This is a genomic window from Paenibacillus sp. FSL H3-0457 (genome assembly GCF_037981725.1).
Taxonomy (GTDB): domain Bacteria; phylum Bacillota; class Bacilli; order Paenibacillales; family Paenibacillaceae; genus Paenibacillus; species Paenibacillus amylolyticus.
In genome coordinates this window covers 1697701-1710986 of the sequence record NZ_CP150283.1, presented here as the reverse complement: position 1 = coordinate 1710986, position 13286 = coordinate 1697701, and the positions used below count along the sequence as shown (strand labels likewise).

Here is a 13286-nt window from a genome sequence, read left to right as displayed (position 1 = left end):
TGAACTATGCCTTATCCAACCGACCGATAAGTGTAAACAGATTCTGCAAGTGTAAATGTGTCTCCATCCGCCAATGGATACTCCTTATACGGAGCAAGAATATTGCCCTGAAGAATGGTTCCATTGACGGAACCCAGATCCTTAATCACATAGCCCGATTTGTTCCGGCTCAATTCCACATGAGCACGGGACACCCCGGTCGCTGTGTCCACCCACTGAACCATGTCTGCTGATCTTCCGATGACAAAAGATGCTCCTTGCACATCCATCCGTTCATGTTGGTCACTGCTTCCCGATCTTCGTTCAAGATAATAAGACGCCATCACCGGGCCTGCCCCTGTAACATTACTTCCACTCAGATTCTGCAAATTCACGGTTGCCTCTGCAACTGCATCCTGTCGAATTAGCTCTGAAGTTGAAGCTACCGTTTCCACATGGCGTTGAACGAACGGTGGTTCGGAGTGTTCAGATGCCATATGCAAATTTTGAAAACGGGAATGCTCGCTACCACCTTCTGAGGCGGATGCAACCGTTTGGTTTATGCGTTCCACTGGCCTTTCAGCTGCATTCCAGCGCCAACTCTCCTGAAATTGCTCCTCTTCATCATCCGTCTGCTTACCTTTGTTCTTACCTAAATTGAATGAAAAAGACCGCTTATTCTCTGAGGCATTATGAGGGCTTCCTTTACGCTTCCACGTCCATCCTGCTACACCAAGCAAGCCAAGGCTGAGTACCATACACAGGATCATCTGCGTCTGTCCCGGTTGCTCCATGTAAATAAATCTCCATACCAATGCCATGGCAACCATACAGCCCAATATGATATAAGTTACTTTGGAAGATCCGGGCTTTTCCTCCACTTCCATATCAACACGCTCTAGCGAATCATACGAGTTACTTCCTTTCTTATCCATACCGTTTGAACTCTCTAATGGAACTTGCTCAGGTGAGCGCCTGCCTGGAAAGGTTCGAGATCTCACCGGAATGTCTTCCACCTCGAATTCACTTGTTTTCTGCGGCAGACGGAAATTTAGTTGCGGCCCCACAGGAGCATTTTGAACGGGAGCACCGGGTTGATATGGCCGAGAAGTACCAGTGGCTAGCCTGCTATCTCGCTCAGAAATCGACGAATGAAGATCACCTCTTGAATCATTGGGTGTGTCCAAAGTTCTGGACGAGAGAAATGCTGCGCCTCCTCCATTCTCTTGCTCGTCAGCGTATAACTCCAGCAGAAGCTCGCGCAACTGTCTGATATCCCAGCGTTCGTTGTCACATAACTGCAGAACACGCTGAATACCTTCTCCCTGCAGTTCCTGTACATGTGCCATCAGCCTGATCACCAGTTCACGGAATTGCTTAGGCGTTGGATCAACTTCAACTGTATCCATGATTGGAACATATACCATCCCAAGCTCACCCTGTTCGAATGAACCGTTAATGAACAAGTACTCTTCCTGGATCAATAATTTACGAGGCTCCAACATATACTGTCGGCATTCCGTGAAGGCATCGGCTAGTTGGAACAACAGACCATACAGAACACGCAATTTGATTTTGCTTGACTTTAACATCTGAGATAACATCTTGTACCCTGATATGTCGTACTGCAAAGTTACATTTCGATCGACTTCCCGAATATGAACAGGAAGAAGTCGCGGAATATGATTAGAGGACAACATCCCCATCTGCACCCGGCTCAATTCCTCCATTCGTAACCCTTCTGCTTTTTCCAAAACCATGAACGCTCCGCCGTTACGAATAAAATCTCTCGTTAATCCATACATGCCAATCCTCTCTTTCCATTGCTATTCTCAAATTTCTCTACTCCTTCACTTAAGGGAAAAGTCCTGAGACAAGGACCGTGATAAATCCAGGTAACACCGCCAGCATAAACGGAAACTTCAATGTCTTCTCTGTGTTAAACAGCTTGAGGGAACCAAGCATGAAGAACCCGGCAAGATTGCCTGCCATGCCTCGAATTCGCTTCGCTGAATCTTTACGGAATAGAAGTATCACTAAACCAATGGCGCCCGCGTACAAAACGGAGTAAATAATGACATGAATGCCAAAAGCAAATCCCGTCCATGCGCCAATCCCACCAAATAATTTCACATCTCCTGCTCCTACCGCCCCAATCGCATACATCAGAAACAAAATACCAAAACCTGCTGCAAATCCAGCTGCTGAGAACAAGAAACCATCCCAACCTCCCCATATGATGTGGGCCAATACGCCTGCAACAGTCACGGGTAAAGTCAATAGATTTGGAATTTTCATTGAACGAATATCTGTAATAAAAGCTGCAATTACGTATATGCCACAGGCAATGTAAAACCACTCCACCTCCATCATCCCCTTCCTTATTTTCTGGAGGCCACGGTAAACGTAGTCTCCGTCTTGGCACCGTCCCCTGTCTCGACAACAAAACTCCATGTTCCTTCTGTTGTCCGAGTACCAACAAACCAATTCCATTCAATAATTCCATTCTCATCTGCGGTGGCCCAGCCGATGTGCTTCGCAGAACTTTCACCTGACTTGTAAAATATCGTTAAGTTGGCTGTCGCTCCTGGTTCTACCTTCACCTTGATCGTTGCATTGTTGCCTATGTATGCCGGGTCAGGCTTCGACAGTACCGTTGCTGAACCCGCAGTATCCCCGTCTCCTGCGCTGCCATCTGATCCTTCTCCGGTATCTCCAATCCATACCCGTTCTGCCGCAGCAGCCTGAATCCGAAGCGGTTTACTGAGAAAGGGGACTTTTATAGGCAATTCATAACTCAGTTCAAGTCGGAAATATGGATTTGTTTTGTTTTTGAGATCTGGTATCGAAATACCATTCACATGAACACGTTCCATATTAAGCAGCGTTGGCTCGATAAAAGGTTGAAGCAGCGGTTTTACCGTGGGATCAAGTACGGTTTCCAAGACGGATGTTTTGATCTCCTGTAGTGGCTGTTCACCACTGGCCGCCGCTGAACGTACCCAATCACTTAAAGGCTCGGGTAGAGAAGAAGCGTAACCTTCTGCCCATTCCGTCAGTGATAACTCTGGTATCTTCCAGCCCCCTCCTGAACCTTCTCCGCCGGCAGAATCAGAAGGTGTGAATGCAAGGGAAACGGGATATATTTTCGTTGACAATTGCTTCACCGCTTCACCCGCCGTGCTCTGTAAGGCTGTGGAGATTAGAGTCATTTGCACTATGAAGATGAGAAACATGATAAAGAATAGAAAGACAGGTAACACCAGTGAAGCTTCCAGAACCATGCTACCCTGTTCCTTTTTTGGAGAACATATCTGCTTTTTGAGAGACTTCAAACGCTGCAATCTGATTATTCGTGTTAAACGAATCTGCTTTTGTGCGCTTTCTTTTTCATAATGTTGCTGCTTGTTCATAATCCCTCCACCGAAACGATCCTGATTATTCAATAGGAATAATCCGCCTTCCGCTCAATGAAAAATCGCCCATCTTCAACCTGGTCCGCACTACCCATAACTGTACCTATGCTTCTAACCACCCCTGGTAAAAACCACAGTTTGATGCTACTACGCATGTTACCCGAAGCATACGTCTGTTTCTCATCTGGATTCACACCGGTATTCAATCGAATTAGCGCCAGCATTCTGGACATTTTGCGTTCATTGTTGCTATGCATCAATAGGAACAATCGGAGATGGTCCCTGTACGTCAGTTTGACTTTGATATACTTAGACAATTCCACACTGCCCTCTTTTGCTAGTTTCACCATATCCGCGATGGCGTTTGTAATCCCATATAAGATTGCCGCCGATAAAACCAGAAGTGGGTTCCCAAGCTTGCTGTGCTCAATTAACCCTTCTGCCGTCCGAATAGCCAGCCGCATCCCAAATATCTCCGCATATGCCGCAGCGATATTACCCGAAGGATTATGAAACCCGTAGACGATATACTCCAGTTCCTGATTCTCCAGTTTGAAAACATCACCAGCATCTCCACCACCTTCAGTCCAGGTAAATAACTGACCAAAATCCATGGAATTGAAATAGGCTAAAGCATATTCATTCTGAAACAATTCGTCGCCAAGACTGTCCAGCAGACCGGACATCCCGCCAAACAAACTGTCCATCCCCTTCATGGCATCGCCACCAGAGTCATAGGGATCTCCAGCAATCTCTGCCTTTTTGGCTTCCTCACGACTAGCCTCGTTAAAAGCAATATTAGCGTTGTAATATTCCTCCAACTGTTTGAAAGCGTCCATGGAACCCGAACTTCCATTCTGAATCTGCGACAAGATTCGTTTGACTTCCTTCAATTTCCCTTTGGATTCTTTGTCATTCGCTTTGCGCTGGGCATCCGACCCACGACCACTCTCCAACTGCTGCTTACTTTGGAGGATGAGATTGGCAGGACCGCTACGTACATAGGTGTCCATATATCGTTCCGTAACCTGACTTGCCTGTCTGACCGCCGGTTTAATCGGAACACCGCTCATGGCCGTGACACTGCGAAGCTGTGTATTCAATTCCATGTTGTCTCTTCTGACGTTAGAGAAGTCCGAATTCTGGGAAACAACCCGTGCCTTCAACTGATCAAATTGGCTATCTGCCCTCACAAGCTCCGAAGCAAGAGAACGTGTGCTTTTAGCTTCACTGCCTGATCCAGTAGATGCAGGACTCGTTCCAGGCAAATTCGAGTTGCCGACGTTGTCATAGCTCGCATTCTCCGAACGGTTCTCCCCCTCCGCGATCACACGTTTCATTTCCTCATTAACTTTACGCGCTTCTTCGATTTTGGACTGTGCTTCCTCCAGCTTCGTTTGATGGGCCTGTAACGCGGGCTGTATGATCATGCTGATGCCTGTCACCACATTACCAACACCAGTCCGATAACGAGCCAGTTCCAATATGTATTGTTGCTCTCTGAACGGCAGTCCCTCATCTGCCTGCTTCTTGTTAAGGTAATCTGCATAACGTGCCGCCGCCTCGGCAGCTGTCTCTGGTGTTTCTTCCAACATTTCTTCATAGATAGCTTGTGAAGGCGGGTCCATGATTAACTTCGGAAGATTCTTCAGCTTCTCCGCGGATTCCGTCTGATTAGCAATGGCTTCATCCAATAATTCTTCACGTTTGTCATATAACTTCTGTAATTTTTTCAGCAAGTCTACCGTGTGTGCAGCTTCCTTCATCTCGTCTGATATCGGTTTGAACCGATTGATCACTTCAAGGGTAAAATCAACCGGAGCCCGATACTTCATATCCTCCTGAACCTGGCGATTAAATATATCGTATCTGCCCAGTTCACGCTCCATGCTCAGCGAAGTTGTATCCCACTGGATATCCAGAATGGGAAATCCATCTTTTACAGCTGAAGGCTTCACGCTATCATTCAACACTTTAGCCATAATTGCATCCCCACTACTGTCACCATACCCGAATAAACCATACTCCCGGAGTGATGTGTCATAGGCTGACATGACGGATCTCATCGCAGCATGAGTCATGCGTTCGGTCTGCACCTTGAATGCCGCTATACGAGCGTAATCAATAAATATTGCGACAAACATATAAACTCCGGCCAATATTAATATTAAAAAAAGGGTTACGGCTCCCGACTCACCGTCTTTTTTTCTAAACAGCTCCGCCCTCCTCCTTTTCTCACTTTTTGTTTTTGCCAAAATGCTGCACAACCTGTCCGGCTTCTGCCGCTGTACTGGTCGCCGCACCGCCTTTTCCTTTAAACTTGGCTGCGTAATACCGGATTAAATCTACCGTTCGAATGAATTCAACCGGTTCAACAACTGCGGACGATCCTTGAGTGAGGACACGGTTACCTGAATCGAACAAAAAAGAAGGAAGAGGCAAAGAAATTACTTGTTCCAGCTTGGTTGTTACTTTCCGCTGAATCAGAGAATTCTGATACTCAATCGTTCCTTTCATGGCTGAGGGCATCTGTTGCACCGCTTGTGCTAACTTCTGTTCCAAGAGACTTCCACCTTCTCCAGCAGGTATAGAAACGCTAACCTGATTATCCGCTCCCGCCCAGCCAAACAGCGCGCCAAGCATACGATCATCCGTCAGTCTCCAATACAGATTGTCATGTTCTCCAGCGACAAATTCACCTGTCATCGCCTGTTTGTGGCTGTTGTCCCAGCTATAGGCTGCACGTTCCGAAGCAGCATAGGCATGTTGATTCAAGAATGTCTTTTGATACATGTACATGGTGAAAAAAAGCAATAACACAAGAATAAACAGCACAACAGGGAAGATCAGGGAAGCTTCAACGGTGAAGCTCCCTTCTTCCTTTTTGAACTTGTTATTCGAAAAATTCATTACTTTTATTACTCACATTAGTTAACAGTCTCTCTACCAACGTCTTAATTTGGTTTTTAAAAATCAAAGCAATAATGATAATAACCCCGATAATCAGAATCAGTTCCAACGTGCCGAGTCCGTCCTCTTCTTTCCAAAATGCGCTTACCTTGTTTTTTAACACTTCCATCATCCCAATTCCTCCTACATATTCATCATCATAAAAGCAGGTGCCCCGATCATGACCACAATCGTAAAAAAGATCAGTACCATTGGAAACACCAGTTTGGAAGAAGCCTGTTCTCCCTTCGCCCGACTGACAGCCTTGCGTTTCTCCCACAACACATGTGACAGATCCCGCAGCGCCAATACAAAGTCACCTCCCCCACGTCGGAAATTCAGCAGCACTGTTGTCGTAAAAATCGTCACTTCCTGTACGCCGCAGCGACGACTGAACTGTTCAAATGATTGTTGAAAAGAGTAACCACTATTCCAATCCCCCACCGTCTTTCTGAGTTCGTTGTACAACGGATGATTCCGTTCCCCCTGGCTTGTCACACAGTGAACGATGGCACGTTGCACGGTTTCCCCTGCGCCAACCAGCAGTACAATTCGGTTCAGCAGCTCAGGCAGTTCCATAAGAATATCCTGGTCTCTTCGCTGCACCTTTGTATTGAGGTCTTTGTAGAGCGCAAAAGGCAACGCTGCACCAAGCGCGAGCCCACCCACCATACCTCCGATGCCCATATCTCCAACGAGTGATAACAGGCAGCCCACCAGCAGCATGAGCCACGTGTAGGTCAACATCTCGGCGCAATACAGCATCGTTTTCTCTCCACTGTGCTGTATGCCGTACATTTTCTGAATGGCATGTTGCATTCGAAACATGAGCACTGGCAATCTGCGTCCAATCTCGAACTTGTCCAATATAAACAGGAAGGGACCATGCAATTTTTTCAGTCGTAATCCTTCCATATCCAGCTTGCGCAGATGCCGGTAGGTCTGCCCCCGGGTTCGATCCAGCACCAGCCATCCCGCTCCGAGCATCCCTGCGACTATAACGGGAAGCAGCATCGTTTCAGCTCCTTATACTTTGATATCCATAATGCGATTAATCCACAGATAACAGCAGGCGAGTACTACCAATGCTCCACTAGAGATGAGGTACCCCATCCCGCTATATAACGGCTCCATAAAGTCCTTGGCGGTCAGATTGAGGAATATCAGAAAAATAAATGGAGCGGCAAACATCACCTTTGATTCGAACTTTTTCTGCGATACCGCGACCATAATATCCTGCTGAATGTCCAGCTTCTCACCAATCACCGCAGAGGTACGACGCACAACCTCAACCAGATCCCCGCCAGTTCGTTTGCACGTAATGAACACATCTGCAAAGTTCGTAATATCTTCAATCTGCGCCCGATCCGAAAAATCCTGTAGTGCCTCTTCAATTGGTTGTCCATACTCCATCCGTGTCCGCAATATCGTGAACTCACGAATCAGATCGGTATCCGCTTCCGGGTTCAACATCCGCAGATCCTCTACGGATTCCTTGAACCCATTTTCCACCGATTTTCCTGCGGCAAGTGCCGAAGATAATGCATATAATGCTTGCTTAAAATGTAAACTGAGTGTCATTCTTTTTCGTTCCAACAGCACTTTAGTCCAATGTTTTGGTACCCATATGCAACCCGCAGCCAGGATCGCTCCAGCCAACCAGTGATGGTAGAACAGAATTCCGATGCCAAAAAACAGCTGACCACTAATCAGCATACAGACCATTCGTTGTCTCCGGGAAAGCGTATATACGGTGTAATCCGTCAACATCTGTCTGGCTTCACCCAACAGTAATCACCTTCCAATGGCTTTAATTCACGTTGTTATCTGATGAATCTAATTCAACACTATATTGTTCTATGTATTCATCCAGCCATTCCCCGAGCCCAGCCATCTGAATTTTATCCACCTGATTCAACTTTCCAACTTGCACTAACCCGCCAATAATTTTGCCTTCACGCTCTTCTTGTTCCTGGAAACGAAACAGTGGATTCAGCATAACCTCACCGTCCTGCATGCCAATCACTTCACTAATCTCTGTCACCCGCCGTGAACGATCTCGTAGCCGGGACAGATGTACAAAAATATCGATCGCCGAACTAATCTGCTGCCTTACAACCGCAATAGGAAGATCCGCACCGCTAAGCACCATCGTTTCGAGTCTGCTAATCATGTCCGAGATGGTATTCGCGTGCCCTGTAGACAAAGATCCATCATGGCCAGTGTTCATGGCCTGTAACATATCCAGCGCTTCTGCGCCCCTGACTTCCCCAATCACAATCCGGTTCGGACGCATCCGTAAGGAAGATTTGATCAGATCCCGAATAGATATCTGTCCCTTGCCTTCGGTGTTTGCATTCCGCGTTTCCAGTGATACCAGATTTGGTACCGTAACTATCTGTAGCTCAGCCGAATCCTCAATGGTAATAATCCGTTCATCGGCAGGGATAAACTGGGATAATGCATTCAGAAAGGTCGTTTTTCCCGATCCGGTCCCGCCTCCAATGAAGATGTTGTATTTGCTCCTTACCAACTGCTGCAATAATTCTGCCGCTTCTTCATGCAGGGCTCCCTTTTCAATCAGATCGGACATCTTCATCGGTTCACTGGGAAATTTACGAATCGTCATCGTGGGGCCTTTCAAGGCAATAGGAGGCAACACGATATTGACCCGCGAACCATCCTTTAAACGGGCATCTACGATTGGAGAAGACTCATTCACAATCCGGTTTACCCCGGACACAATCATCTGGATGATATCCTCGAGCCGTTCCCTTGACTCAAATTCAAGGGTGATCTGGCTGACTTCACCTTCCTGCTCCACAAAAATCTCCTTGTGACTATTGATCATAATTTCCGTAATATCGGGATGATCCACAAGTGGCTGCAAAATATCCAATCCACGAAAGGAGTCAAACAATCGCTGTACCAGCGTGTGACGCTCTCCTGAGGTCAGATCATCCAGCTTCGGGTCAGTAAGAACTTTGCGTTCTATTCCCTGCCACAGTTCATCATCTCCTGCGGAAGAGGTTAGATCGAGGCCAGCCCTGACTTCCCTTCGCATCATCTGAAACTGTTCTTCACGATCCAGTATTCTATTGGATGAATCCGTCATAACACCCACCGATCCTGCTTCTGAATTCGTCCCGTCTGCTTCAATTCTTCTTCGCCATCTTGTACCAGCATGGCACATAATCTCTTCACTTCACGTTGGAAGATCGGAGAACTAAGCATGACTTCCTCCTGACTGAGTTGCTTCCAAGAAGGGATATAGGGTAACACTGCATCCAGATGCAGATCAGGGCGTGGAAGTGCATTGACGACATTGTCCCGATATTTGTTAACCACAAAGCGTGAACGATCCAACATACTTTCGTATAGATCTGGCTTCGTACGCTCAGCATGCTGTAACCATTGTCCCCATCGATGCATGGCAGATATATCATCCTCAACCAACCAGACAAATGCATCTGCTGCATCCAGCACCCCTTCACTGCGCCCATCCCAACCGGAATCCCCATCCAGAATCAACACGTCATACTGTCCACAATCCGTTAAATAACGAAGCAGATTCGACGTATCCTCACGAGTCATTTGCAACAGTTCTTTCCGATTCGATAATGGCCAGAACACATCGGATTTCAACGCTTCATGCCGGACCACATATCCATCTACGCCCTTCGATTGTACCTGTAACTGCTTGCCGGATTCCTTCCTGCCCACCTTCAGATCGTATAACAGGCGGGACAATCCCGTCTCCGCATCCGGGTGACGCTGCCCACTTCTAGTTAGTCCCTTTTCCAGAAACGGGAGCGTACTGTCCAGCGTCTCCAGATTCAGATAAAGAACAGCATATCCTGCAAGTCCCAATTGCTTCGCCATATGCAAGGCCACTGCCGTTTTGCCACTTCCACCAGAAGCGGATACTACACCGATGGAGAGAGTCTCTTGCCCTGGATGGTGAACCTTCTTACGGCGTGGCTGCCGGCAAGCATGCATCACAGCATCCAGCAAAGCAGGCAAGGGTTGATATTTCATCAGCCGCTTGGCCTCATCCACCTCCTCCATCCCTTCACTAAGCATTAGCCAAGGTACACCTGATACTTCTCCCCCGTTATTCAGCCAGTCATTCAGAAACTCCGGTTCCGCAATAACCAGATCCGGTAATTCCCGACCTTCTTGCTCTTTCATGTGATCCCTGAACGAATCCTCTTGGGAGAATGCCGTGAAACGCACATGAAGACCAGATGAATTTCCCTGTACATAATCAAGCCAGGCGCTAATGTAATCTCTATCCTTTGAAACCAGAACAACCTTCAGTACAATCAATTTCTCCTTCCCTCCCTGTCAAAAAGCACAAAAAAGCACCGTCCAATAACCGCATGAATATGCAGTATATGGACGGTGCTTCCGTCACGTGCTATGAATGTATGGATAATATAGCATACAATTTCTGGGGGAGCAAGGGATTTATTCTAACCCTTTTTCCTTAAGAGTTGTACGGTGAATCGAACTCAATAATGTTACGGTCCGGATCAAGTACAAAAATCTGCGCGAATCCAGCTACACTGTCAGGTCTCGCTTCATACTCAATTCCCTGCTGCTCCAGCCAGGCTATAGTCTCTGAATAACTGGTGACCCAGATCGCAAAGTGACCGTCTGTAGTATCAATCCCAGCCTCACGTAACGTGTGACCCTCTGGGTGCTGAAGCAGATGAAGCTGCTGGCTGCCGATAGCGTACCATGTACCCGTGGAGCGGAAGGCTGGACGTTCAATCTCCTGCATGCCCAGTAACCCCGAGTAGAACTTCTTCGCGATTTCCAGATCACGTACAGCCAGACTAACATGGTGGATGTGTGCATATTCAATCATCTTTTATATCCCCCTCTCTACTTCAATATGACTATACTATAACACCTTGAACCCTGACCATAATCTCCGCTAAACAGAAAAACACCCCTGATTCTAATCCGGTAAACCTCTCGGCTCACACAGATCTAGTTCAGAGGTGCCCTGCAAACGGGCATACAAGGATGCTCGCTTACCGCTTTAAATCATCTTCAGCACATTTGGCATAACCAAATTATTTTGCGCTATCCAATGCTTCTTGTGGAATCTTGATCTCTTCCACTTGATCGTGGTTAGAAAATGTGCTGTTCATCTTCATGTCCATCGTCATTTTCTGTCCATTCTGTTCCATCTCCATGACCATGTTTACATCCGTACCTGCAGGCAGATAGGTTTCCTTGTTAATCATATATTTCATCTTCATGCTTGTAATATTCATTTGTTCAAGCATCGCTTGGGTCTGGGCATTCGATCCGTTTTGCTCCATCACGGCTTTGGCCAGTTCCTTTACGTTATCACCGGATACATCAGCGTTAATGACATAATTGTCGCCATCTTCTGTAACTTCGGTGTCTTCCTCAATCTTTTTGAACTGATCCAATTCACCTTCTGGATTCATGCTTGCTTTCATCTGCTCCACCAATTCTTTGGTTTGAGCTTCAGGAATTTTAACCCATTGTTCTCCCACTTGTGAATAGATCGTATCTGAAGTGATGTATTGTTTTACATTCTGCGCTTCCTGCCCAGACATTTCCATTTTCATCTCTTGGTAGATCATCATTGGATCTTTGATGATATCCATTTTGAGCGATGTTTTAACCTGTTGATCCTGTGACTGTTCACCAGCATCCAGTTTCAGATTCTGATCAATGTTTGCTTCAGTTGTGAAGCTTTTCATTTCTTTGGTTGCTGCATTCGTTTTGGTAATCAACTCATCCAGGGTAGGGATCTTTGTTTCCTGCTCCGCAGGTGTATTACCCTCATTAGATGTTTCATTGTTGGTCGCTGGCGGCGTTGCCGTGTTGTCTGTGTCGTTTCCGCATGCTGCCAAGCTTACTGCTAATAATGCCCCGATAATTAATGTAGTCCACTTCTTCAAGTTGTTTTCCTCCCAAAATAGATATGATCTGTAGTCATTACCCAATTATTTCCGCTATTAATCATCAAATTTGGATACAATGTGTCGCACGAGACTTTTTCACAGAAATCGATCTTTGATCTCCGGTGTAGGCAACATACACGCTTCATCCTTGCCAAACCAGCGATAACGGTTGCGAGCAACCCAGTTATAGACTGCATTACGAATAAATTTAGGTATGATGATGAACACATATAACAACGGATAAGGAAACTTTAGACCCTTAGCCAATCGCAGTGCGGCGGTTGAACGTGTATAGTATTTTCCATTTTCAATCAGAACAAAGGTGTCCATACTGTCTGTCGACAAATTTCCCTTCGCCAGCAGTTCCTTGGCTACATCCGATTGAAGCGATGCAAAATGATATTTTCCTTCCGGGTCACGCTTGATAATCCATTTGGTTAAGCCCTGGCAGAAGTGACAGACACCATCCACCAGTACGATCGGATGTCCCTGATGCACATCTGTTTGATTTGCTGTCATATTGGCTGCCTCCTATTGTTGCGGTTAGAGTAACTTACCCAATCTGGGCCATCTTGTTCACTAATTCTAAATTTATTTCTAGAGGTAGTTCAAAAAGAATGAACACCGCTCTTTTTGAACACGCATTAATGGGAAATAAAAGAAAAAGAGCGCAGGCATTGTGCCCACGCTCGTATCTGTCCGACAATTACTCCGTAACTGCCTTTTCCATCCATTGGTCATCGATCATCTGTTGATGCAGGTCACTTGCCCACTGGTCCATACATTTGCAAATGAAATCTTTGCGACATACTGGACAAGGGGTTTTCTGCAGACGGCTGATATTGGTCATCTTCCATTCCGGGGAACGGGTGTAGAATACACGGCATTTTGTACCGTCTACCAAATTCATTTTGAATTCATACAATCCGTCTTCCTTGTTACCATAAGCTAATTCTAAATCTGCAATACGCGGTCTATAAGACATGGATAT

The 13286-nt window shown here is 46.4% G+C and carries 14 protein-coding genes; all 14 read right to left on the bottom strand.

The genetic code is table 11. The annotated features are described in order from the left end of the window. Positions 1-11: 11 nt before the first annotated feature. On the bottom strand, positions 12-1784 hold the full coding sequence (locus tag MHH25_RS07540) for a DUF6382 domain-containing protein (protein WP_340019643.1): 1773 nt from the start codon (positions 1782-1784) through the stop codon (positions 12-14). A 49-nt stretch (positions 1785-1833) separates the two neighbouring features. After that, positions 1834-2349: a prepilin peptidase gene (locus MHH25_RS07535; protein WP_340020468.1), complete on the bottom strand. Its 516-nt coding sequence runs from the start codon at positions 2347-2349 to the stop codon at positions 1834-1836. Positions 2350-2360: 11 nt separating this feature from the next. Continuing rightward, positions 2361-3425, bottom strand: coding sequence for a pilus assembly protein (locus MHH25_RS07530; RefSeq protein ID WP_340019641.1), 1065 nt, complete (start codon positions 3423-3425; stop codon positions 2361-2363). Continuing rightward, complete coding sequence (locus tag MHH25_RS07525) at positions 3422-5539, bottom strand: hypothetical protein (protein ID WP_340019639.1); 2118 nt, start codon at positions 5537-5539, stop codon at positions 3422-3424. Before MHH25_RS07525 ends, MHH25_RS07530 begins: the two co-directional genes overlap by 4 nt. 91 nt (positions 5540-5630) lie before the next feature. Further along, complete coding sequence (locus tag MHH25_RS07520; protein WP_340019637.1) at positions 5631-6305, bottom strand: TadE/TadG family type IV pilus assembly protein; 675 nt, start codon at positions 6303-6305, stop codon at positions 5631-5633. Then, positions 6289-6477, bottom strand: a complete 189-nt coding sequence (locus MHH25_RS07515; RefSeq protein WP_036669085.1) for a Flp1 family type IVb pilin — start codon at positions 6475-6477, stop codon at positions 6289-6291. The genes MHH25_RS07520 and MHH25_RS07515 overlap by 17 nt, the downstream gene beginning before the upstream one ends. An 11-nt stretch (positions 6478-6488) precedes the next feature. Next, positions 6489-7358 carry a type II secretion system F family protein gene (locus MHH25_RS07510; protein WP_340019636.1) on the bottom strand — a complete coding sequence of 290 codons (870 nt, stop codon included), beginning with the start codon at positions 7356-7358 and terminating at the stop codon, positions 6489-6491. A gap of 12 nt (positions 7359-7370) precedes the next feature. After that, positions 7371-8114: a type II secretion system F family protein gene (locus MHH25_RS07505; protein WP_340020467.1), complete on the bottom strand. Its 744-nt coding sequence runs from the start codon at positions 8112-8114 to the stop codon at positions 7371-7373. 40 nt (positions 8115-8154) lie between these two features. Next, the gene (locus MHH25_RS07500) at positions 8155-9459 is read right to left on the bottom strand and encodes an ATPase, T2SS/T4P/T4SS family (protein ID WP_036669082.1); all 1305 of its coding nucleotides are present in this window, start codon (positions 9457-9459) and stop codon (positions 8155-8157) included. Beyond that, positions 9456-10673: a ParA family protein gene (locus tag MHH25_RS07495; protein ID WP_340019635.1), complete on the bottom strand. Its 1218-nt coding sequence runs from the start codon at positions 10671-10673 to the stop codon at positions 9456-9458. Before MHH25_RS07495 ends, MHH25_RS07500 begins: the two co-directional genes overlap by 4 nt. A 160-nt stretch (positions 10674-10833) precedes the next feature. Further along, on the bottom strand, positions 10834-11217 hold the full coding sequence (locus MHH25_RS07490; protein WP_036610809.1) for a VOC family protein: 384 nt from the start codon (positions 11215-11217) through the stop codon (positions 10834-10836). A gap of 211 nt (positions 11218-11428) precedes the next feature. After that, entirely contained in the window at positions 11429-12292 is an 864-nt protein-coding gene (locus MHH25_RS07485) for a DUF6612 family protein (RefSeq protein ID WP_127544200.1), read from the bottom strand. 99 nt (positions 12293-12391) lie between these two features. Then, positions 12392-12814 carry a thiol-disulfide oxidoreductase DCC family protein gene (locus MHH25_RS07480; protein WP_036610812.1) on the bottom strand — a complete coding sequence of 141 codons (423 nt, stop codon included), beginning with the start codon at positions 12812-12814 and terminating at the stop codon, positions 12392-12394. Positions 12815-13001: 187 nt separating this feature from the next. After that, complete coding sequence (locus tag MHH25_RS07475) at positions 13002-13280, bottom strand: hypothetical protein (protein ID WP_036610814.1); 279 nt, start codon at positions 13278-13280, stop codon at positions 13002-13004. Positions 13281-13286 lie beyond the last annotated feature (6 nt).